This window comes from Segatella copri, from assembly GCF_949820605.1.
Lineage (GTDB): Bacteria > Bacteroidota > Bacteroidia > Bacteroidales > Bacteroidaceae > Prevotella.
In genome coordinates this window covers 1,760,140-1,781,406 of sequence record NZ_CATKVU010000006.1, presented here as the reverse complement: position 1 = coordinate 1,781,406, position 21,267 = coordinate 1,760,140, and the positions used below count along the sequence as shown (strand labels likewise).

Annotated in this window: 18 protein-coding genes; 15 read left to right on the top strand and 3 right to left on the bottom strand. The window is 44.0% G+C overall.

All coding sequences use genetic code 11. The features are described from left to right. The first annotated feature begins 2 nt into the window (after positions 1-2). The 11 genes from nuoH (at position 3) to RCO84_RS08635 (ending at position 11,735) form a co-directional block, all read left to right on the top strand. Positions 3-1,088 (top strand): NADH-quinone oxidoreductase subunit NuoH, encoded by a 1,086-nt coding sequence (gene nuoH / locus RCO84_RS08685; RefSeq protein WP_006846359.1) that lies wholly within the window; start codon positions 3-5, stop codon positions 1,086-1,088. 34 nt (positions 1,089-1,122) lie between these two features. Beyond that, positions 1,123-1,653 (top strand): NuoI/complex I 23 kDa subunit family protein, encoded by a 531-nt coding sequence (locus RCO84_RS08680; RefSeq protein WP_317584758.1) that lies wholly within the window; start codon positions 1,123-1,125, stop codon positions 1,651-1,653. Positions 1,654-1,668: 15 nt separating this feature from the next. Beyond that, on the top strand, positions 1,669-2,196 hold the full coding sequence (locus tag RCO84_RS08675) for an NADH-quinone oxidoreductase subunit J family protein (RefSeq protein ID WP_118085634.1): 528 nt from the start codon (positions 1,669-1,671) through the stop codon (positions 2,194-2,196). After that, positions 2,193-2,501, top strand: coding sequence for an NADH-quinone oxidoreductase subunit NuoK (nuoK, locus tag RCO84_RS08670; protein WP_006846356.1), 309 nt, complete (start codon positions 2,193-2,195; stop codon positions 2,499-2,501). The genes RCO84_RS08675 and nuoK overlap by 4 nt, the downstream gene beginning before the upstream one ends. 6 nt (positions 2,502-2,507) lie before the next feature. Continuing rightward, positions 2,508-4,463, top strand: a complete 1,956-nt coding sequence (gene nuoL, locus RCO84_RS08665) for an NADH-quinone oxidoreductase subunit L (RefSeq protein WP_118081956.1) — start codon at positions 2,508-2,510, stop codon at positions 4,461-4,463. Positions 4,464-4,496: 33 nt separating this feature from the next. Next, complete coding sequence (locus RCO84_RS08660; protein ID WP_264899052.1) at positions 4,497-5,996, top strand: complex I subunit 4 family protein; 1,500 nt, start codon at positions 4,497-4,499, stop codon at positions 5,994-5,996. A gap of 15 nt (positions 5,997-6,011) precedes the next feature. After that, positions 6,012-7,463, top strand: a complete 1,452-nt coding sequence (locus RCO84_RS08655) for an NADH-quinone oxidoreductase subunit N (RefSeq protein ID WP_317584755.1) — start codon at positions 6,012-6,014, stop codon at positions 7,461-7,463. 152 nt (positions 7,464-7,615) lie between these two features. Then, positions 7,616-7,801, top strand: coding sequence for a DUF4250 domain-containing protein (locus RCO84_RS08650; RefSeq protein ID WP_144153929.1), 186 nt, complete (start codon positions 7,616-7,618; stop codon positions 7,799-7,801). A 98-nt stretch (positions 7,802-7,899) separates the two neighbouring features. Next, entirely contained in the window at positions 7,900-8,793 is an 894-nt protein-coding gene (locus RCO84_RS08645; protein WP_264899056.1) for a YitT family protein, read from the top strand. A 210-nt stretch (positions 8,794-9,003) separates the two neighbouring features. Further along, entirely contained in the window at positions 9,004-10,761 is a 1,758-nt protein-coding gene (locus tag RCO84_RS08640; RefSeq protein ID WP_317584753.1) for an ATP-binding protein, read from the top strand. Positions 10,762-11,585: 824 nt separating this feature from the next. Continuing rightward, a complete protein-coding gene (locus RCO84_RS08635) occupies positions 11,586-11,735 on the top strand; it encodes a hypothetical protein (RefSeq protein ID WP_006847038.1) in 150 nt (49 codons plus the stop codon). Between the two features lie 43 nt (positions 11,736-11,778). Here RCO84_RS08635 and RCO84_RS08630 read toward each other — a convergent pair whose 3' ends face one another. After that, complete coding sequence (locus tag RCO84_RS08630; protein ID WP_287859600.1) at positions 11,779-11,922, bottom strand: hypothetical protein; 144 nt, start codon at positions 11,920-11,922, stop codon at positions 11,779-11,781. An 81-nt stretch (positions 11,923-12,003) separates the two neighbouring features. On the opposite strand from RCO84_RS08630, the gene RCO84_RS08625 reads away from it, so the two are divergent. The 3 genes from RCO84_RS08625 to RCO84_RS08615 all read left to right on the top strand — a co-directional run bounded on the left by RCO84_RS08625 (position 12,004) and on the right by RCO84_RS08615 (position 15,096). Next, positions 12,004-12,168 carry a hypothetical protein gene (locus RCO84_RS08625; protein WP_317584751.1) on the top strand — a complete coding sequence of 55 codons (165 nt, stop codon included), beginning with the start codon at positions 12,004-12,006 and terminating at the stop codon, positions 12,166-12,168. A 578-nt stretch (positions 12,169-12,746) separates the two neighbouring features. Further along, positions 12,747-13,931, top strand: a complete 1,185-nt coding sequence (locus tag RCO84_RS08620; RefSeq protein ID WP_317584750.1) for an adenine-specific methyltransferase EcoRI family protein — start codon at positions 12,747-12,749, stop codon at positions 13,929-13,931. A 1-nt stretch (position 13,932) separates the two neighbouring features. After that, the gene (locus RCO84_RS08615; protein WP_287796952.1) at positions 13,933-15,096 is read left to right on the top strand and encodes an HNH endonuclease family protein; all 1,164 of its coding nucleotides are present in this window, start codon (positions 13,933-13,935) and stop codon (positions 15,094-15,096) included. Positions 15,097-15,409: 313 nt separating this feature from the next. Here the strand turns inward: RCO84_RS08615 and RCO84_RS08610 are convergent, their stop codons facing one another. Further along, positions 15,410-16,615 carry an IS256 family transposase gene (locus RCO84_RS08610; RefSeq protein ID WP_317584557.1) on the bottom strand — a complete coding sequence of 402 codons (1,206 nt, stop codon included), beginning with the start codon at positions 16,613-16,615 and terminating at the stop codon, positions 15,410-15,412. 299 nt (positions 16,616-16,914) lie between these two features. On the opposite strand from RCO84_RS08610, the gene RCO84_RS08605 reads away from it, so the two are divergent. Next, the gene (locus tag RCO84_RS08605) at positions 16,915-18,009 is read left to right on the top strand and encodes an SHOCT domain-containing protein (protein ID WP_317584746.1); all 1,095 of its coding nucleotides are present in this window, start codon (positions 16,915-16,917) and stop codon (positions 18,007-18,009) included. A 395-nt stretch (positions 18,010-18,404) separates the two neighbouring features. On the opposite strand, the gene uvrA is transcribed toward RCO84_RS08605, so the two are convergent. Further along, complete coding sequence (gene uvrA, locus RCO84_RS08600) at positions 18,405-21,245, bottom strand: excinuclease ABC subunit UvrA (RefSeq protein WP_317584745.1); 2,841 nt, start codon at positions 21,243-21,245, stop codon at positions 18,405-18,407. Positions 21,246-21,267: the final 22 nt, after the last annotated feature.

Here is a 21,267-nt window from a genome sequence, read left to right as displayed (position 1 = left end):
TTATGTTTGATTTTAGTATAGTAACAACATTCATCGACAATCTGCTTCGCCAGACCTTGGGTTTGGGCGACTTCCTGTCGATTCTGATTGAGTGCGTGCTCGTGGGTATCTGTATTTTGACAGCATACGCCCTCATCGCTATCGTACTTATCTTCATGGAGCGTAAGGTGTGTGCCTACTTCCAGTGCCGTCTCGGCCCTATGCGTGTAGGTCCTTGGGGTATCTTCCAGGTATTCGCCGACGTGCTCAAGATGTTGATCAAGGAGATCTTCGCTGTAGATAGAGCCGACAAGCTGCTCTACTACATGGCACCATTCCTCGTGATCATTGCCTCTGTGGGTACTTTCTCATTCCTTCCATGGAACAAGGGAGCTCATATTCTTGACTTCAACGTAGGTGTATTCCTCATCACAGCCGTAAGTTCTATCGGCGTGCTGGGTGTATTCCTCGCAGGTTGGGCATCTAACAACAAATACTCTGTGGTATCTGCCATGCGTGGTGCCGTACAGATGATTTCTTATGAGATGTCTCTCGGTCTCTGCCTGATTTCTGCAGTAGTTCTTACCGGCACCATGCAGGTAAGCGGTATCGTAGAGGCACAGACTGGTGCTTGGAACTGGTTGATTATCAAGGGTCATGTGCCAGCTATCCTGGCTTTCTTGGTATTCCTCGTAGCAGGTAATGCTGAGGCTAACCGTGGTCCTTTCGACTTGGCTGAGGCTGAGAGTGAGTTGACCGCAGGTTACCACACTGAGTATTCAGGTATGGGCTTCGGTTTCTACTACCTGGCAGAGTACCTTAACCTCTTCGTGATTTCCGGTATTGCTTCTACCGTATTCCTCGGTGGTTGGGCGCCATTGAACATCGGTATCGAGGGCTTCGACAATCTGATGAACCTTATTCCTGGTTTCATCTGGTTCTTCGGTAAGACCTTCGCGGTGGTATGGCTCCTGATGTGGGTACGTTGGACATTCCCACGTCTGCGTATCGACCAGATTCTGAAGTTGGAGTGGAAGTATCTGATGCCATTGTCACTGGTCATCCTGATCTTGATGACAGTATGCGTAGCATTTGGATTCCACGGATAATCTTTAATACACATTATTATAATAATAAGAAAGTATGTCTAACAATTCATATTTCGGCGGTATTGCAGCGGGTTTGAAGACCCTCGCTATCGGTATGAAGACTACCATGAAGGAGTACTTCACACCAAAGAGCACAGAGCAGTATCCTGAGAACCGCAAGACTACACTCCACGTATCTCCACGTTTCCGTGGACGCCTGGTCTTCGTTCGTGATGAGAACGAGGCTTACAAGTGTGTGGGTTGTACATTGTGTGAGAAGTCATGCCCTAACGATACCATCAAGATCGTAACCGAGATGGTGGAGGACCCAGAGACAGGCAAGAAGAAGCGCAAGCTGGTAGATTACCAGTACGACTTGGGCGACTGCATGTTCTGCGAGCTCTGTGTGAACGCATGTAACTTCGGTGCAATCAAGTTTGTCAACGATTTCGAGAATGCAGTCTTCGACCGCAACAAGTTGGTGATGCACCTTGACAAGGAGGTTTATAGGGGCGGCAGCCTTCCTGACCTCATCGATGGTGGTGCTCCATTGGAAATCGGTAAGTTTAACACCAAGACTAAGTAAGGAGGACTTTAGACAATGATAACAGCAAATTTATTTATGTTCGTCATCTTGGCAGTAGTCATTCTTGGCTCAGCCATCATGTGCGTGTTCACCAAGCGCATCATGCGTGCGGCAACCTTCCTGTTGTTCGTACTCTTCGGTGTAGCAGGCATGTTCTTCCTGCTCGACTATACTTATCTGGGTGCAGCTCAGATTTCTGTATATGCCGGTGGTATCACCATGCTTTATGTCTTCGCTATCCAGTTGGTATCAAAGCGTACCCTCCAGGGTCTTTTGGAGCATGTCAAGGGTAGCAAGATTGTAGGTCGCGCACTCGTCTGCCTCGTTGGTTTCGTAACCCTGGCAGTCATCGTGTTGAAGAATCACTTTATTGATATGGCTGCAACCGTAGCCGACACCGAGGTGCCAATGGATCAGGTAGGTTCTGCACTGGTAGGTGCTGACAAGTATGGCTATGTATTGCCATTCGAGTTTATCTCTGTATTCCTGTTGGCATGTATCATCGGTGGTATCTTAATCGCAAGAAAGGAGGATAAGAAATGATTCCAGTACAATATTTCTTCGTGCTCTCAGCACTCTTGTTCTTCATCGGAGTCTATGGCTTCTGTACACGCCGTAACCTCGTTGCCATGCTTATCTCCATCGAGCTTGTATTGAATGCAGCCGACCTGAACTTCGCTGTGTTCAACCGCATCCTCTTCCCAGGACAGTTGGAAGGTTTCTTCTTCACATTGTTCTCTATCGGAGTAGCAGCAGCCGAGACAGCCGTAGCGCTCGCTATTATTATCAACGTTTACCGCAACTATCACAGTGACCAGGTGAACAGTATTGAAAACATGAAATTCTAAAAGACAATGGAATACAATTATGCATTTTTGATACTTCTTCTGCCATTCCTGAGCTTCCTGGTTCTGGGACTTGTGGGTATGAAGATGAAAAGACCGGTAGCAGCACTCATCGGTACCGTATTGATGGGCTGTGTATTCGCGATGTCTGTCTATACAGCATACGAGTACTTCTTTGCAGTGGGTCGCGATGCCTCAACAGGTATGTACCCAACTGTTACCGTATTTAATTTCACATGGTTGAAGTTTACTGAGTTGCTCACCTTCAACATCGGTTTCCGCCTGAGCCCAATCTCTGTATTGATGCTCATCGTGATTACCACCGTCAGCTTCATGGTTCACATCTACAGCTTCGGCTATATGGCAGAGCGTGATGAGAACTACAAGGTTGAGGAATATGAGAAGGGTATGCAGCGTTTCTACGCTTACCTGAGCCTCTTCACCATGTCTATGTTGGGCCTGGTAGTAGCTACCAACATCTTCCAGATGTATCTGTTCTGGGAGTTGGTGGGTGTCTGCTCATACCTGCTCATCGGTTTCTACTATCCAAAGCATGCTGCAGTACATGCCAGCAAGAAGGCGTTCATCGTAACCCGTTTCGCTGACCTCTTCTTCCTCATCGGTATCCTGTTCTACAGCTTCTATGTAGGAACCTTCAACTACGACTTGAATGCTCAGCCAGAGCTCAACTCTGCTTTGGCAGGTGCTGCTTGGGTAATGCCAACAGCGTTGTTCCTCATGTTCATCGGTGGTGCCGGTAAGAGTGCGATGTTCCCATTGCACATCTGGTTGCCAGATGCGATGGAGGGTCCAACTCCTGTTTCTGCGTTGATCCACGCCGCTACCATGGTTGTAGCCGGTGTATATCAGGTAGCCAGCCTCTTCCCAATCTGGGTACAGTATGCTCCTGAGACTCTTCACTATGTAGCTTACATTGCAGCCTTCACCGCATTCTATGCTGCAGCCGTAGCTTGCTGCCAGCGTGATATCAAGCGTGGTCTGGCTTTCTCTACTATCTCTCAGATTGCCTACATGCTCGTAGCGCTCGGTGTCTGCTTCGCAGTAGATAACCACCATGGTGGTTTGGGTTACATGGCTGGTATCTTCCACCTGTTTACCCACGCTATGTTCAAGGCGTTGCTCTTCCTCTGCTCTGGTGCCATCATCGTCATCATCGGCAGCAACTTCAAGGATTACATGGGCGGTTTGCACAAGTACATGCCTATTACCAACATCTGCTTCCTCATCGGTTGCTTGGCGATTGCAGGTATTCCTCCATTCGCAGGTTTCTGGTCAAAGGATGAGATTATCTCGGCTTGCTTCCAGTTCTCTCCATTCATGGGCTGGTTCATGACAGTGGTTGCCGGTATGACAGCATTCTACATGTTCCGTCTCTACTACGTCATTTTCTGGGGACAGAGCTACTATGAGCTGGATCCTGAGAACCGTCGCAAGCCACAGGAGGTTCCTTTCGTGATGTGGGGTCCATTGGTATTCCTCGCCATCATCTCTTGCCTCTGTGGTTTGATTCCATTCGGTCACTTCGTATCTGCTACAGGTCAGAGCTACGATATCCATATCGACATGAGTGTGGCAACAACCTCTGTTATCGTTGCTATCATCGGTATCGGTCTGGCTACTTACATGTATGCTCCTAAGAAGACTCCATTGGCAGACGCTTTGGCTAAGAAGATGCCTAAGTTGCACAAGGCAGCCTTGAACCGTTTCTATATCGACGATGCTTGGCAGTTCTTCACCCACAAGATTGTCTTCGGTTGCTTCTCAAAGCCAATCGCATGGTTCGACCGTCGCGTTATCGATGGTACCTTCAACTTCATGGCTTGGGGTACACAGGAGGCAGGTGAAACCATCCGCCCATGGCAGAGTGGTGATGTTCGCAGCTATGCTATCTGGTTCCTCACCGGTACCGTAGCATTGACATTGTGCCTGCTCGCACTTCTTTAATGAAAGTCTCACAATTAAGTAAATAGAAAAGAAATGAATTTAAGTATATTCGTCATAGTACCACTCCTGATGTTGCTCGGCCTCTGGTTGGCACGCAACGACAAGCAGGTTCGTGGTGTGATGGTAGCAGGTGCCAGCGTATTGCTCGGTCTCTCCATCTATTTGGTGTTTGCATTTCTCGAAGCTCGTGAGACAATGCCAGCCGACCAAGCTCCGATGCTCTTCACCTACTGTGTGCCTTGGTTTGAACCATTGCACATCAACTATTCACTCGGTGTGGATGGTATCTCAGTGGTGATGCTTCTCCTGACTTCTATCATCGTGTTCACCGGTACATTTGCTTCCTGGCAGATGGAGCCAATGAAGAAGGAATACTTCCTCTGGTTCACACTCCTGAGCATCGGTGTATATGGCTTCTTCATCTCTATCGACATGTTCACCATGTTCATGTTCTATGAGGTAGCGCTTATCCCAATGTACCTTCTGATTGGTGTATGGGGTAGTGGTGCAAAGGAGTATTCAGCCATGAAGTTGACTTTGATGTTGATGGGTGGTTCAGCCCTTTTGGTTATCGGTATCCTGGGTATCTACTTCTACAGTGGTGCTCAGACCTTCGAAATCCTCGATATCGCTCACCATACCAATGGTGCTCATGCGATTCCAGAGAGCGTGCAGAACGTGTTCTTCCCATTGCTCTTCATCGGTTTCGGTATCCTCGGTGCGCTGTTCCCATTCCATACATGGTCTCCTGATGGTCACGCCAGTGCGCCAACAGCCGTATCTATGTTGCACGCCGGTGTATTGATGAAGCTTGGTGGTTACGGTTGCTTCCGTATCGCCATGTTCCTCTTGCCAGCTGCTACTCACGGATTCTGGATTAAGGTGTTCCTCGTACTGACTACTATCTCTATCGTATATGGTGCTTTGTCAGCTTGTGTACAGACCGACTTGAAGTACATCAACGCTTACTCATCAGTATCTCACTGTGGTATGGTGCTCTTCGCTCTCTGTATGATGACCGAGACAGCCGCTACTGGTGCAATCCTCCAGATGTTGTCTCATGGTTTGATGACCGCCCTCTTCTTCGCCGTTATCGGTATGATTTACCATCAGGCTGGTACACGTGACGTACGTTACCTGGGTGGTTTGATGAAGATCATTCCATTCCTCTCTGTAGGTTATGCAGTAGCAGGTTTGGCTAACCTCGGTTTGCCTGGTTTCTCTGGTTTTGTAGCCGAGATGACCATCTTCGTAGGTTCTTTCCAGAATGCAGATACCTTCCATCGCGTATGTACCATCATCGCATGTACCTCAATCGTAATAACTGCGGTTTACATTCTGCGTTGTGTTGGTAAGATTCTTTATCAGAAGGTTCCTAATCCTAAGTTGGAGAAGCTTCACGATGCTACCTGGGACGAGCGTATCGCTGTAGCAGGTCTTATCGCCTGCGTTGCAGGTCTCGGTATGTTCCCACTCTGGGCAGAGAAGATTATCATGGACGCTGTCGGTCCTATCTTTAGTGTAATCATGTAATAAATATCAGAAGAAATGAATTACAGTCAATTTTTAAATATGATTCCAGAAGCTACCCTGATGGTAGTTCTGTTGATCACTTTCATTGCTGACTTCTGCAGTTCCAAGAGCGCAGACCGTAAGTGGTTCAATCCTCTGGTATGTCTCTTGATGGTGGCTCACATTGCCATCAATATCTTCCCAACAGAAGCCACAGAGGCATTTGGCGGCATGTACACAACAGGTCCTGCTGCCGGTGTCTTGAAGACTATCCTGGCGCTGGGTACCCTCATCGTGATAGTACAGGCTAAGGAGTGGTTGAGCCGCAAGGACACAGCCTTCAAGGAGGGTGAGTTCTATATGCTGATTATCTCTACCTTGCTCGGTATGAACATGATGGTTAGTGCCAACCACTTCCTCCTGTTCTTCCTCGGTCTCGAAATGGCATCTGTGCCAATGGCTTGCTTGGTAGCATTCGATAAGTACCGTCACAATTCTGCTGAGGCAGGAGCTAAGTTCATCCTTACTGCTACTTTCTCAAGTGGCGTGATGATCTATGGTATCTCTCTGCTCTATGCTGCTTGTGGTACTTTGTACTTCGATGATGTAGCAAAGGTTATTTCAGCATCTCCATTGACCATCGCCGGTATGGTATTCTTCTTCAGTGGTCTCGGTTTCAAGATTTCCTTGGTTCCTTTCCACTTCTGGACAGCCGATTCATACCAGGGTGCACCAACTACTGTTACAGGTTACTTGTCAGTAGTATCTAAGGGTGCTGCAGCATTCACTCTCTGCGCTATCCTCATGAAGGTGTTCCAGCCAATGGTAGAGTACTGGACCGTGTTGCTTTACATCGTGATTGTACTTTCTATCACTATCGCTAACCTGTTTGCCATCCGTCAGAGCGACCTGAAGCGTTTCATGGCATTCTCTTCTATCTCTCAGGCAGGTTACATCATGTTGGCAGTGGTAGGTAACTCAGCGATGAGCGTGAGCGCCCTGACTTACTATGTATTGATTTACGTAGTAGCCAACCTGAGCGTCTTCACTATCATCTCATCTATTGAGGAGCACAACAACGGTACTGTTCAGATGGACAGCTACAATGGTTTGTACAAGACCAATCCTCGTCTGGCATTCCTGATGACCTTGGCATTGTTCTCATTGGGTGGTATTCCTCCATTCGCCGGTATGTTCTCGAAGTTCTTCGTGTTCATGGCAGCCGTTGGAACTCACGACATCCACACCACATTGGGAGCCTGGGCATACGGCGTAGTATTCATCGCGTTGGTAAACACAGTTATCAGCTTGTACTACTATCTGCTCATCGTGAAGGCTATGTTCATCAAGCACAGCGATAATCCACTTCCTACTTTCCAGAGCGCATGCTCAACCAAGTTGGCGCTTGCAATCTGCACCGTAGGTATCGTAGCATTCGGTATTTGCTCATTCGTCTTCGACTGGATTTCAGTGGCAGTGAATGCGTAAATCATCAATAATTTATAAAAATCCCAGCAATCGGTAAAAGATTGCTGGGATTTTTTTGGTATTGTCTGATTTTTGCAGTAATTTTGCACCCCGAAAGAGGCATGGTGCCTCAAGTAATCAATAATAAATATTAATTAATCAATATAAAAAGGATGGATAAGTTACCAATGAATGATGTTCCGATGCTCGTAAGCGCCATCAACTTCCTGCTTCGTGACCACGAGTTTGAAACACTCGATGAGATTTGTAATCACTTCAATGTGAACCGTGCGGCATTAGAAGCCAAATTGGCTACCCAAGGATTTGAGTGGTCAGAGCAACAGAAGAAATTCTGGTAAAGAGCATGCTTTCAACTATAAAGAGTGCCCTATAAACTATAAATGATAAACTATCAACTATTAGTTGTAAATTATAAATTGTAAATTATAAATTAATTATGACTCCTCCTCGACCCTTGTGGAAGTCTGTACAAGACTATGTTTTGATTGCGATAGGTATGATATCCTACGCTATTGGATGGAACGTGTTCCTCTTGCCAACCAATGTAACAGCAAGCGGACTTCCTGGTATCTCCAGTATTATCTATTGGGCAACCGGTTGCCCTGTGCAAATTCCGTATTTTATCGTCAACGCCACCTTATTAATATGTGCGTTCAAGATTTTGGGAGCAAAGTTCTGTGTCAAGACTGTTTATGCCGTTATAGTGGTAACCATCCTGACCTCTTTCTTCTCCAGCCGTTTAGGTGATGTTCATCTTTTGGAAAACCAACCTTTATGGGCTGCTTTCCTGGGTGCAGTTTTCTGTGGCTGCGGAATCGGACTCGGTTTCTCGGTTGGTGGAAGTACGGGTGGTACGGATATCATCGCAGCCATCGTCAACAAGTATCGCGACATTTCTCTAGGTAGAGTGATTATGATATGCGACATCTTCATCATCAGTTCCAGCTATCTGGTGGTACACGATTGGGAGAAGGTGTTATATGGTTATGTAGTTCTTTGCGTTCAGGCATTCTGCATCGACCAGGTGGTAAACAGCAGAAGACGAAGCGTACAGTTCTTTATCATTTCACAGAAGTATGAGGAGATAGGCAAGCGCATCAATGTAGATGCTGATAGGGGAGTAACGGTGGTGAATGCCAGCGGTTTTTATTCCGGTCAGGATGTGAAGATGCTTTTCGTGTTAGCCAAGCAGCGTCAGGCTCCTGCTATCTTCCGTCTTATCGGCGAGATTGATCCCCATGCCTTTGTCAGTCAGAGTGCCGTTATCGGTGTGTATGGTGAAGGTTTTGACAAGATTAAATATAAAAGCAAAAAAGAGCACGGAGTTTAATATTCCGTGCTTTTTTGTGTTATAACAAATGAGTCTCGGAAAAAATCACCATAGCCATCAAATCTATTCAACTATTAGAAGGTTATATAGGGTTCATATTGCAAAAATACCAATAATTTTTAGCAATACAAAGAAAAGACAGACAGATTCTTTGGCATATTCAGATAATTTTCTTATTTTTGCAAAGGTAAATTATAAAAAGGAGCAATCATGGATCAGAATATGAAACGTTTGCCTTACGGCATCAATGACTTTGAGGCGGTAATAGAACAAAATCAATATTATGTGGATAAGACGATGTATTTGCCTTTGTTGGAAAACCAACCAAGCAACATCTTCTTCATTCGTCCACGTCGGTTCGGTAAGAGCATATTCCTGAGTATGCTCCATGCTTACTATGATTGTAGCAAGAAAGAAAAATTCCAAACTCTTTTCGGTGATTTATGGGTTGGTAAGCATCCTACTCCTTTGCAGGGAAAGTATCAGATTCTTCACCTTGATTTCTCGTATGTGGGTGGTGGAATCGAAAAGTTGGAGGAAAACTTCAATATGTATCTGCGTGTCAAATTGGACGGTTTCATGCGAGTTTACCAAGAGTTTTATCTGGCAGATTTTAAGGAGAGATTCTTTAAGTCAGATTCTGGTACGGAGAAACTGGCTTTGCTTCAGGATGAGACTGCAGCCAAGGGCATTCCTCTCTATCTGATCATCGATGAATATGACAATTTCACCAATACCGTGCTCAATGAGCAGGGCGAGAATGTATATTGGGCAATCACCCATGCCGACGGCTTCTACCGTGATGTCTTCAAGAAGTTCAAGGGTATGTTTGAACGTATTTTCATCACAGGTGTCAGTCCTGTTACCTTGGACGATGTGACGAGTGGATTCAATATTGGCTGGCATATCTCCACCAAGCCAGAGTTCAATCAGATGTTGGGCTTCTCTTTGGAGGAAGTGCGCAAGATGTTTGCTTATTACAAGGAAATGGGGGGTATTCCTGCAACAAGTGACATCGAGGCAATGATAGACGAGATGAAGCCTTGGTATGATAACTATTGTTTCTCAGAGGATGCTCTGCATACTCAGAGTAAAGTGTTCAATAGTGATATGGTCATCTATTATCTCCGAAATTATATAGATAGGGGAGAAGCTCCAAAGCAGATGATAGATCCAAACACGAAGACAGACTACAACAAGATGAAGAAACTTCTTCAGTTGGATAAGTTGGATGGCGACCGCAAAGGTGTTATCCGCACGATAGCCGAGACGGGGCAGATTGTGGCTCCTTTGACAGAAACCTTTTCTGCCTATAGGTTGACCGACCCTCAGATATTTACGAGTCTGCTGTTTTATTATGGTATGTTGACCATCAAGGGAACTCGTGGCGATAAGATGATATTGGGTATTCCAAACAATAATGTCCGTAAGCAGTACTATGGCTATTTGATGGACTTGTATGAGGAAAGGTCATACGTAGATACCAACCAACTTACTGATTATTATTATGATATGGCGTACGAGGGTAAGTGGCGTGAAGGATTACAGTTTATGGCAGATGCCTATTCCAAGGTATCGTCAGTTCGTGACGGCATAGAGTCGGAGCGCAATCTTCAAGGTTTCTTCATGGCATATCTGAATTTGAACAATTACTATTATACCGCACCGGAGCTAGAGTTGAACCATGGCTATTGTGATTTTTTCCTTTTGCCAAATCTTACTCATTATGCTACGAAGCATAGTTATATCCTGGAGCTGAAGGTGTTGTCGAAGAAAGATTACGAGTCAAAGCCAGAGGATGGCAAACTTTCTAAGGCAGAAGCACAATGGCAAGAGGCTGAGGAACAAATCAAGCGATATGCCGCAGCTCCAAGGGTCGAGGCGCTGCGTCAGGGTACAATGCTCCATAAAATCATCATGCAGTTTGTAGCAGGTAAGTTGGTGAGGATGGAGGAAGTGGTATGTTGAGAGATGTAGAATAAATTTAGTGTTCAAAGAGCACGGAGTTTAATATTCCGTGCTTTTTTTATGCATCAGGAAAAGTCAAGAGGGTGAATCATAAACTTATGACACACCCTCACTTTACCAAAAGAGCAAGTCTGGGTTCGGTAAGTCCAGTGGAAGGGTAGCAACTCAAGTAGTTCAGTCGAGCAACTCAAGTAGTTCAGTAAGACAATTCAAGTATTTCAGTAAGCGAGTTCAGACGTCTCAGTTAGCTGATGCAGACGTCTCGATAAGCTTACAGATACGTCTCCGTTAGCTTACGCAGTAATATCTGTAACCCGATGCAGCCATATTCGTAACCCGATGCAGTCATATCCGTAACCCGATGCAGTCATATCCGTAACCCAGCGCAGCCATATTCGTAACCCAGCGCAGCCATATTCGTAACCCAGCGCAGCCTTCATATGAACAAATTTTATGTAATCATCTATCATCCATCACGATTTGCATGTATCATACATCTTTATATACTAATATACAGACACTTGAATAGCGTGATAGATACTTCAAAAACGGAAATATCCCTCACGCTATCCATCACGATTTGGGGTTATCCCTCACGATTTTCTCACTACACTCTACCAGATACTGTTTCTTTGCAGCCGTGTTGCTAAAATAAAATTAATCTGCATTTTATTAGGATAAAGATGCTTTAGTTTCAAAAATAATCCGTATCTTTGCAGTCGTATTCTTCCCGATAGTAGTTCTTAAATGCTTAATCTGGTAGAATGAAATTTAGAAAGAGCGGACATTTGGGATGCTCATAATTTAATAATGGAGGATTGGATATGAATAAATTAACAAGAGAAGAGGCGCTTAGACGTTGGAAATCTGCCAAGGCCACAAAGAAAGCCATGGTTGACAAGATGCAGAAGATGCTTTATGAAGACTACAAATTACGTACAGGCGAGGAGCCTGTGAGATTTAATGTCTTGTAATGAAAGAATTTGCGACATCTTTATAATCCATTTCATGTTGTTTTTATATTACCATCAACAATTGCAGCAAAGCCTTAAAGCCGCCCTTGTTCTTTTCTTCTTTGAAAACATTGAGAACTTTATCGATGAGTCCGCAATAGTATTTAAAGGCCTCATCATAATTGAAGAATCTGAGATATGTAGTCATAATCTATGGGTTTAACGTCTTTTCTACAATAATAATCTAAGATTAGCGCACGTATTTCAGAAATAATTATTATTTTTACAATTGCATTCTACCGCAGAATGCCAATGGCAAGAGGCTGAGGAACAAATCAATCAATATGCCACAGCTCCAAGGGTCGAGGTGCTACGTCAAGGTACAACGCTCCATAAAATCATCATGCAGTTTGTAGCAGGTAAGTTGGTGAGGATGGAGGAAGTGGTATTTTAGGAGAAGTAACCATCAAAAGTAACTATCAAGGCGATAGAGTAACCAACAAAAGTAACCATCAAGAAGATAAAGTAACTATCAAAAGTAACCATGAAGAAAATATGCTTTAAAATGTAGAATCCTGTCGGCATCATAGTCAGCAGGATTCTCTTATAAACTTCTTCTTTCTAATTGTGTCCCTCATATAACTTTTTGAAATATTTTTAGCTAAAAGTTTTGTTGTTAAAAATAAAACTTGTACCTTTGCATCGGGTATCGTTCTAGGATTAGTATGGTTCCCAAGACATTGTGGGTAAAAACAAAAGCATTCGCTATTATTTCGCGTTTAGCCAAGAGCGTAGGAAACTCAATTTGGAATAACAAGCACGGAAATAATATGTGATAGGTGGTTCGTATATATATGTAGCCTCCAGTCAATCCGATTAAGCAATGCAAACACGCTATAGGCGTGATGCATTCTTATGGATTGACTGGGGCTCCATTCCTACGCCGCCCCGTGCTAAACGCGATAAGAGGCATCACGCCCTTTTTGTGTTTTAGCGGATTGATAGTTGGGTGCGTAACAACTATCAATAATTATGGCAAATAGTACATTATCAAATGCTAAGGCTGCCAAGAAAGACGAGTTCTATACCATGTTTTATGATATAGAAACCGAAATGGAAGCCTATCTCGATTACAATCCAAATGTATTTCGTGGCAAGACGGTTCTTCTGCCTTGCGATGACCCGGAGTGGAGTAACTTCACTAAGTATTTTGCACAGAATTTTGAAGAACTAGGCTTGAAGAAACTCATCTCAACGAGCTATGCTATCAATAGCAAGCTTATCAAAGCAGGAATTCAAACATCCTTTTTGGAAACAACTTCTCCAAAGTTTGACAAGTCTAAGACTAACACCCATGGTAAAATTTTCGTTTTAGAAAAAAAATCGTCTGGTGATGGTAAAATCAATCTTGAAGACTTGGAGTGGGACTATCTTGAGGGTGATGGTGATTTCAGGAGTGAAGAGGTTAAAAAGTTAAGAGACGAAGCGGATATTATTGTAACGAATCCACCATTCTCACTTTTTAGAGAGTTTCTTGCGTGGATTATGGAAGCAGATAAGCAATTTGTTATTATAGGCAATATCAATGCAATCTCATATAAAGAGGTATTCCCGAGTTTAAAGGATAATAAGATGTGGATAGGAGCAACCAACTTCAATACAGGTATGTATTTTCGTGTACCCGAAGATTTCGAGTATGCATCCACATACAAGTTTGAAAGAGAGAAGAATGGAATGAAGGTAAATCGTGTTCCTGCAATCTGCTGGTTTACCAATTTGGAACATGGACGCCGCCACACTCAAACGCCTTTAATGTCTATGGCTGACAACATCAAATATAGCAAGCATAGCGAAATTAAAGGAAAAGGCTATCAGCATTATGATAATTTCGATGCGATAGAGGTTAATTACTATGATGCAATACCTTCTGATTATGATGGTATGATGGGAATGTCTCTTACTTATATGGATAAGTATTGTCCGGAGCAATTTGAAATCGTTGGTATTACTAAAACTTGGTTTGCTATGGCTAATAAGGTATATCCAAAGCAGATACAGGTTAGTAAAACTGGCATAAAGACTATAGTAACCAAACTAAATGACGGACCTGTAATAGAATTGGATGGTCCACTTGATGGTGAAGTCTATTATATTGTTGATGGTAAGTATTATACACAAGCTTATGCCCGAATATTAATCCGTAAAAAACAATGCTAAAATGAAAGCAACATTACATACATATACAGTAAAGGAACTATGTGAAGGATTCACATATAGTGAACTTGATGGAAAGGGGTTGTATGGTTTGGCTGGCAAGCTTACCATTCAGCCTGAATACCAGCGCAACTATCTCTATAGTGAGAATAAAAGCGAAAAAGAAATTGCCGTCATTGATTCTGTGTTGAAAGAATATCCATTGGGACTTCTTTATTTTAACAAACTTCTAGATGGACGTTTGGAGGTACTTGATGGGCAGCAGCGTATTACAAGTCTTGGTAGATATCTGATAGGTAAATTCTCTTATATGAAAGAAGATATTCCATATAAATTCAAAAGTTTAGATGACGAAGATAGGAAACTTATAGAGAATACACCAATTCTTGCCTACATTTGCGAAGGAACGGAGACAGAAATCAAGGAGTGGTTTAAAATCATAAATATTGGCGGTATCAAGCTTAATGAGCAGGAGAAGTTGAACGCTATTTATTCAGGACCTTTCGTTAGTGCAGCCCGAAAGGAGTTTAGTAATAAAGAAGATGCCCGTATACAGAAATGGGGATGCTACATCTCTGGCTCAGCCAACAGACAGGAAATTCTGCAAGAAGCCTTGCGATGGGTTAGTCATGGCAACATCAAGGATTATATGCAGGAGCATCGTCGTGATACCGATATCAATGAACTCAAACTATATTTCAACGATGTCATTTCATGGATAGAGCAGACTTTTGATGATGTCTATCCAAAGATGAAGGGATTGAATTGGGGAGAACTCTACGAAAAGTACCATACTACTCCATACGATCATATCAAGGTTTCACAAAAGGTGAAAGAGCTTTATAACGATCCATGCGTTCAAGATAAAAAGAACGTATTTGAATATGTGCTTGGCGGTTGTAAGGATACAAGATTTCTGAATGTCCGTGTCTTCGATGATAATACCAAGCGCAGGGTTTATGAACGGCAGACGGCAGATGCCAAAAAGAAGCATGAAAGCAATTGTCGTCTTTGTGCTTGTGGCGATGGACCCAATAAGGATAAAATTTGGGCATTAAAGGAAATGGATGCCGACCATGTACAAGCATGGAGCAAAGGTGGAGCCACAGATGAAAGCAACTGTCAGATGCTCTGCAAGACCCATAATCGGGCTAAAGGAAACAGATAGTTAGAGTATGGACAGAGTGCAAGAGAAGTTAGGAAAGTACCCTTGTTTGGTATGGGTGATAGCATTGATTCCTGTTCTCTTCGGAGGACTTGTATATTTGCTTTATCGTCCTAAAAATATTATTTTGTTTGAGGTATTGAACAAATTGGGTGGTTCCACGACTGTTGATATAGTAAGAAGTAAAGTGGAGCATGTTCATTTGCCGGATTTTGTGGGGGTGTAATTTAAACTGTGTCAAGGCTTGTTCTTAACTTTCATTCCCACTCCCTGCTGGGGGCATGCCCCCAGCAGGGAAGCCTTTTCGGCTGCAAAGTTACATAATTTTAAATCTATCTCCAAATTTTATTGCCATTTGTTGAGAAATTTGTCCCCAATTTGCCAGTGGCATAGTCCATTTCTTACGGATGTTGCGGTAAGCTAAGTACACAAGCTTCTCCAAAGAATTATCCGTAGGAAAGACCCCTTTAGTCTTTGTGACCTTTCTTACCTGTCTGTGATACCCCTCAACCGTATTGGTCGTATAAATGAGTTTACGGATGGTTGGAGTATATTGGAAATACTCTGTCAGACGTTCCCAATTGTCACGCCATGACTTGATGACAATTGGGTACATCTCTCCCCACTTAGACTCTAACAGGTCTAAATTAGCAGCAGCGGAGTCTTTGTTTACTGCACCATATACTGTTCTTAAATCCTTGATAAACTCCTTTTGATGCTTACTGCCAACATACTTGATAGAATTGCGTATCTGATGGACAATACAGAGCTGCACAGAACTCTCAGGAAATACGCTTTGGATGGCATCCGGGAAGCCTTTGAGACCATCAATACAACAAATCAAGATGTCTCGAACACCACGGTTCTGAAGATCCGTAAGAACTTCTAGCCAGAAGTTAGCTCCTTCACTCTTAGACACATACATACCTAACAGTTCTTTTTGGCCTTCCTTGTTGATACCAAGAATGTTGTAAATGGCTCGTGTGACAGCTCTGCCATTCTCATCCTTTACCTTATAATGGATAGCATCAAGCCAGCAAATGGCATATACAGGATCGAGCATGCGAGACTTCCAGGCGGTGATTTCGGGTAATACACGGTCTGTTATAGAGCTGATTGTATCGGCTGATAGAGTTGTGTTGAACTCACGCTCAAAGTAGCTGCTGATGTCACGTGTGCTGGTGCCCATGGCGTACATCTCAATAATCTGGTCTGCCATGCCATTGGCAAGAATAGTCTCACGCTTCTTTACGGTCTCAGGTTGGAAAGTTCCGTCTCGGTCACGAGGAGTCTCTATAGTGACCTCACCATATTTTGTTTGAACCTTCTTACTCATCTTACCATTACGACGGTTGCCGGAAGAGCGTTCCTCTTCACTTAAATGAGCGTCCATCTCACCTTCGAGAGCTGAGTTGAGAATACGCTCTAACAATGGAGCTAATGCTCCGTCCTTGCCAAATAAGGCTTCACCACTACGCAACTGCTGAGCTGCTTTCTTGTAATCAATTTCTAAGTTGTCCATAATATAAAAACTGTGTTAAACTACTTTTATTGTAGCTTGACACAGTTTAGTTTACACTCTCGATTTTGTGGTTTATAGTTTACCTGCAGGATTATGGACAGCATCATATCTTATGGCTATGTGTTTATGTACTAAGCAACTAAATAAGAAAATGAGGCTATCTTTGGCTCTACCTCTTCCTATATCTGCAGTTGTATTGGAGTTCATGCAACTGTTTGGCCTTTGTCCTGGTACATTTGATATCTATGATGTGGTGTGCTATGTAATTCCAATTATAATATTTGTAAAATTAGTTTAGTATGAAAAGACAAGATGATTTTGGTGTTGGAGGGGCTTTATTCCTTTCCGTAATTTTTGCTATTATGGCTATATTATCTTACAATTCTGATAAGTCAGGAAATCCCATAGCCATAATACCCGCTATTGGCGTAGTTGTTGGTTTAGTCATGGCTCTTAATGCCAAAAGTAAGGCTTCTGATCGAAAAGCAAGAAAAGAACAGCAGGATATTTTTGCCCAGACGCTGGATTACGATGATTGTTTTGGAAATGGTGACTTAAAATTATATTTTAATTCTCAAAGACAGGACGTGACCATATGCGCAACAACGAATGAAGGAAAAAATATCCAAGTAGTTAGAGATTTTTCTGTTACGGAAACTGTGAAAACAGATAATTATATTGTGTCTTATGATGCAGCCCATAACAAGATATTGCGTATAAAGACTAACAATGGCAATATATTGCTTAAAGAATTCAATCTCAATTATACGTTTAAAAATTGGAATATAGTAATGAAGAAATCTATTCCGGCAGTTAAGGCATATAATGATTATGCTTTCATTACTGATGATGTCAATGAATTTGTTGCCATAGTTACTCCAACAAATATGCATCTGCATCAATATTCTGATATTGTAAGCATTACGTATGAAGAAAATGGTAATGATATGTACAATAAGTCTCTCGGTGGAGCAGTTGTTGGTGGTTTGCTTTTCGGTGGTGTTGGTGCTATCGTAGGTAGTAATACAGCGAAGACTGTTAAAAACAAGAAAATCGAAAGGATGTCTATAAAGATATTGCTCAAGAGTACATCTGATTCTACTATTTTGCTTGATATTTACAAAACAGGAAAAGATAGAGCTGTTCTAGAGACAAAGAATACTGCTGATAAAATTTTCTATGAGGGGCTGATGAAAGAGGTTACGGGCATAAAGGACATTTTTTCCATCATTATAGACATAGTTGATAAGAGTTGTGCAAGCCAAAATCAAAAGGTAAGTGTTTCCTCATCAAATAGCATTGCAGATGAACTGACCAAATTGGTTCAACTCAGAGATGCAGGTATTCTTACGGAAGAAGAATTCCAAGCACAGAAAGCAAAATTATTGCAATAAATGTAAATAGCAGCCCCAACATTGCTTAAATTCCGTACCGCCAAAGTACTCCTGTTATCATGTACTTTGGCGGTATGTTATAATTCAAGTCAGTCGGTATCTATGTCGAATAATTCAAATAATCTTCTGCAGAATTTGATTGGCACGGATACTTCGGCTTGGCTGATGAAGTCATCTTCATGGCTTCTGATATAAGCATCCATATCTTCCTCCTTAACAAGGATTGGGCCTTTGGTGTTTGGGAAAATGAAAGGGTAGCAGTCCTTTTGGATGCCCATCTCATGTCAAGTATGGTTGTTACTGATATTTATATTGAAACAAATTTCCCCAACCCGCTTAAGAAAGTAGGTTGGGGGATTTTTTTCTTCTGCCACAGCCTTCGTTCCTATCTTGATTTATTCAGGTTTCCCTGATTTCTTCAGTAAAGGGGCGAGGAACTTATAGGTATATCCCTTCTGCTGCTTCACCATTTCTTCTGGTGTTCCGGCAAAGAGGAGCTGACCGCCGCCTCGTCCACCTTCCGGACCCATGTCGATGAGCCAGTCGGCGAGTTTGATGACATCGAGATTGTGCTCGATGATAATGACCGTGTTGCCACGATCTACCAGTTTCTGGAGTACATCCATCAGGATGCGGATGTCTTCGAAATGCAGACCGGTTGTCGGTTCATCGAGAATATAGAGCGTCTTGCCCGTATCACGCTTCGAGAGTTCGGTAGCCAGTTTTACGCGCTGACTTTCACCGCCAGAGAGGGTAGTGGAACTCTGTCCTAACCTGATGTATCCGAGACCTACATTCTGTAAAGCCTTGATCTTCTGCAGTATCTGAGGAACATTCTCGAAGAAATCTACCGCCTGGTTGATGGTCATGTCGAGAACATCGGCGATGCTCTTTCCCTTGTATCTTACCTCCAGCGTCTCGCGGTTGTAGCGTTTGCCGTGGCATACCTCACAAGGTACGTAGACATCTGGCAGGAAGTTCATTTCGATGGTCTTATATCCGTTACCCTTACATTCCTCGCATCTTCCACCTTTCACATTGAAGGAGAATCTGCCCGGCTTGTAACCGCGGATCTTTGCCTCGGGAAGTCCTACGAAGAGTGAGCGGATATCGCTGAACACGCCTGTGTAGGTAGCTGGATTGCTGCGAGGCGTTCTGCCAATAGGACTCTGGTCTACATTCACTACCTTGTCGATATTCTCGATACCATCGATGCTCTCGTATGGCATCGGTTTCTTGAGCGAACGGTAGAAATGCTGCGAGAGGATCGGCTGGAGGGTCTCGTTGATGAGAGTAGATTTGCCTGAGCCGCTGACACCCGTTACGACAATAAGTTTGCCGAGTGGAAAATCAACATCCACCCCCTTGAGGTTGTTGCCCGTAGCTCCGTGAATGGTAATATGCTTGCCGTTGCCTTCTCTGCGGAGGGCAGGCACCTCAATAGCCATCTTGCCGTTGAGATACTGGGCGGTGATGGTATTGGTCTTGAGCATCTCCTGAGGTGTGCCCTGGAAGACAACTTCACCTCCCTTGCGTCCCGCCTTCGGACCGATATCTACAATCCAGTCGGCAGCCCGCATCATATCTTCATCGTGCTCCACCACAATAACGGTATTGCCCAGGTCGCGAAGTTCCTTCAGACTGTTGAGCAGACGTTCGTTGTCGCGCTGGTGCAGACCGATGCTCGGCTCATCGAGGATATAGAGCACGTTGACCAGCTGGCTACCAATCTGAGTAGCCAGACGGATGCGCTGGCTCTCGCCACCCGATAGAGAAGCTGACTGGCGGTTGAGCGAGAGATAATTGAGTCCCACATCGAGGAGGAAGGTAACGCGTGAGCGCAACTCCTTGATGATTTCGTGAGCCACCTTCGCTTTCATCGAAGGCAGATGCTGTTCCACTTCTTCGAGCCAATTGCGCAGTTCATCGATGTCGAGACTGGCTACTTCGGATATATTCTTATCCCAGATCTTGAAAGAGAGCGATTCTTTTTTGAGTCGCAAACCGTGGCATTCAGGACATTCGATAGTAGAGATAAACTGGTCGGCCCATTTCTTGCCCGCCGCACTCTCGTCATCCTCCATCACCTTCTGCAGGTAGTCGATGATGCCATCGTAGGCGCAGAAGTAGTCGGTAGAGGTATGTACCTTTTCCTTCTCAATCTTCACGTTTTCGAGCGAACCATAGAGAATTTCCTGCATGGCATCGCCCGGAATCTCGCAGATAGGTGTCTTCAGGTTGAGGTCATACTTGCTGAGCAATGATTCTATCTGCCAGAAAATCATCTGGTTCTTGTATTTGCCGAGCGGAGCGATGCCGCCTTCATGGATGCTGAGTTTATCGTCGGGAATTACCTTCTTGATATCAATCTGGTTCACCTTTCCCAGACCCTTGCAATGCGGACAGGCACCTTCGGGAGAGTTGAAGGAGAACATGTTAGGAGCTGGATCCTGGTAGGCGATACCCGTTACAGGGTCCATGAGACGCTTGGAGTATGTCTTGGCCTCCTTGGCACCTTTCTCAAGAACCATTACCATGCCGTCGCCCTGTTTCATAGCCGTCGCCACACTCTTGCGGATGCGTTCCTCATCTTCTTCCTTCACCACCAGTTTATCGACCACAGCTTCTATATTGTGGTTCTTGTAGCGGTCGGTTTTCATATTGGGAACGATTTCGAGGATGTTGCCGTCGAGTCGCACGTAGAGATACCCCTTTCTGCGCATGCTTTCGAAGAGTTCGCGATAATGACCCTTGCGCTGGCGTACGAGGGGAGCGAGCAGGAAGATAGCCTTGCCCTTATAATCGCTGAGAATCATGTCGATGACCTGTTCCTCGGTATATTTCATCATCTCCTCGCCACTCTGATAGCTGTAGGCAGTACCGGCGCGGGCATAGAGTAGACGGAGATAGTCGTAAATCTCGGTGGTAGTGCCCACGGTAGAGCGGGGATTCTTGTTGGTGGTTTTCTGTTCGATGCTGATGACCGGACTCAATCCCGTAATCTTATCAACATCCGGGCGTTCCATATTACCCAGGAAGTTGCGGGCATAGGCAGAGAAAGTTTCGATATATCTGCGCTGACCTTCGGCAAAGATGGTGTCGAATGCCAGTGAACTCTTGCCCGAACCCGAGAGTCCGGTAATCACGGTGAGGGAATCACGCGGAATCTCCACATCTATGTTCTTGAGGTTGTGGACCCGTGCGCCCCATACATTTATCTTTTCTTCTGAATTCATATTCCAATTCTGCTAATTGCTG

What these genes read in the sequence shown, in the direction of transcription:
- RCO84_RS08645 (WP_264899056.1), top strand. Translation starts at nt 7,900, where the DNA reads ATGACTCCTCCTCGACCCTTGTGGAAGTCTGTACAAGACTATGTTTTG.
- RCO84_RS08635 (WP_006847038.1), top strand. Translation starts at nt 11,586, where the DNA reads ATGAATAAATTAACAAGAGAAGAGGCGCTTAGACGTTGGAAATCTGCC.
- RCO84_RS08675 (WP_118085634.1), top strand. Translation starts at nt 1,669, where the DNA reads ATGATAACAGCAAATTTATTTATGTTCGTCATCTTGGCAGTAGTCATT.
- RCO84_RS08615 (WP_287796952.1), top strand. Translation starts at nt 13,933, where the DNA reads ATGAAAGCAACATTACATACATATACAGTAAAGGAACTATGTGAAGGA.
- RCO84_RS08610 (WP_317584557.1), bottom strand. Translation starts at nt 16,615, where the DNA reads ATGGACAACTTAGAAATTGATTACAAGAAAGCAGCTCAGCAGTTGCGT.
- RCO84_RS08605 (WP_317584746.1), top strand. Translation starts at nt 16,915, where the DNA reads ATGAAAAGACAAGATGATTTTGGTGTTGGAGGGGCTTTATTCCTTTCC.
- RCO84_RS08650 (WP_144153929.1), top strand. Translation starts at nt 7,616, where the DNA reads ATGGATAAGTTACCAATGAATGATGTTCCGATGCTCGTAAGCGCCATC.
- RCO84_RS08630 (WP_287859600.1), bottom strand. Translation starts at nt 11,922, where the DNA reads ATGACTACATATCTCAGATTCTTCAATTATGATGAGGCCTTTAAATAC.
- RCO84_RS08680 (WP_317584758.1), top strand. Translation starts at nt 1,123, where the DNA reads ATGTCTAACAATTCATATTTCGGCGGTATTGCAGCGGGTTTGAAGACC.
- nuoL (WP_118081956.1), top strand. Translation starts at nt 2,508, where the DNA reads ATGGAATACAATTATGCATTTTTGATACTTCTTCTGCCATTCCTGAGC.
- nuoK (WP_006846356.1), top strand. Translation starts at nt 2,193, where the DNA reads ATGATTCCAGTACAATATTTCTTCGTGCTCTCAGCACTCTTGTTCTTC.
- uvrA (WP_317584745.1), bottom strand. Translation starts at nt 21,245, where the DNA reads ATGAATTCAGAAGAAAAGATAAATGTATGGGGCGCACGGGTCCACAAC.
- RCO84_RS08655 (WP_317584755.1), top strand. Translation starts at nt 6,012, where the DNA reads ATGAATTACAGTCAATTTTTAAATATGATTCCAGAAGCTACCCTGATG.
- RCO84_RS08660 (WP_264899052.1), top strand. Translation starts at nt 4,497, where the DNA reads ATGAATTTAAGTATATTCGTCATAGTACCACTCCTGATGTTGCTCGGC.
- nuoH (WP_006846359.1), top strand. Translation starts at nt 3, where the DNA reads ATGTTTGATTTTAGTATAGTAACAACATTCATCGACAATCTGCTTCGC.
- RCO84_RS08640 (WP_317584753.1), top strand. Translation starts at nt 9,004, where the DNA reads ATGGATCAGAATATGAAACGTTTGCCTTACGGCATCAATGACTTTGAG.
- RCO84_RS08620 (WP_317584750.1), top strand. Translation starts at nt 12,747, where the DNA reads ATGGCAAATAGTACATTATCAAATGCTAAGGCTGCCAAGAAAGACGAG.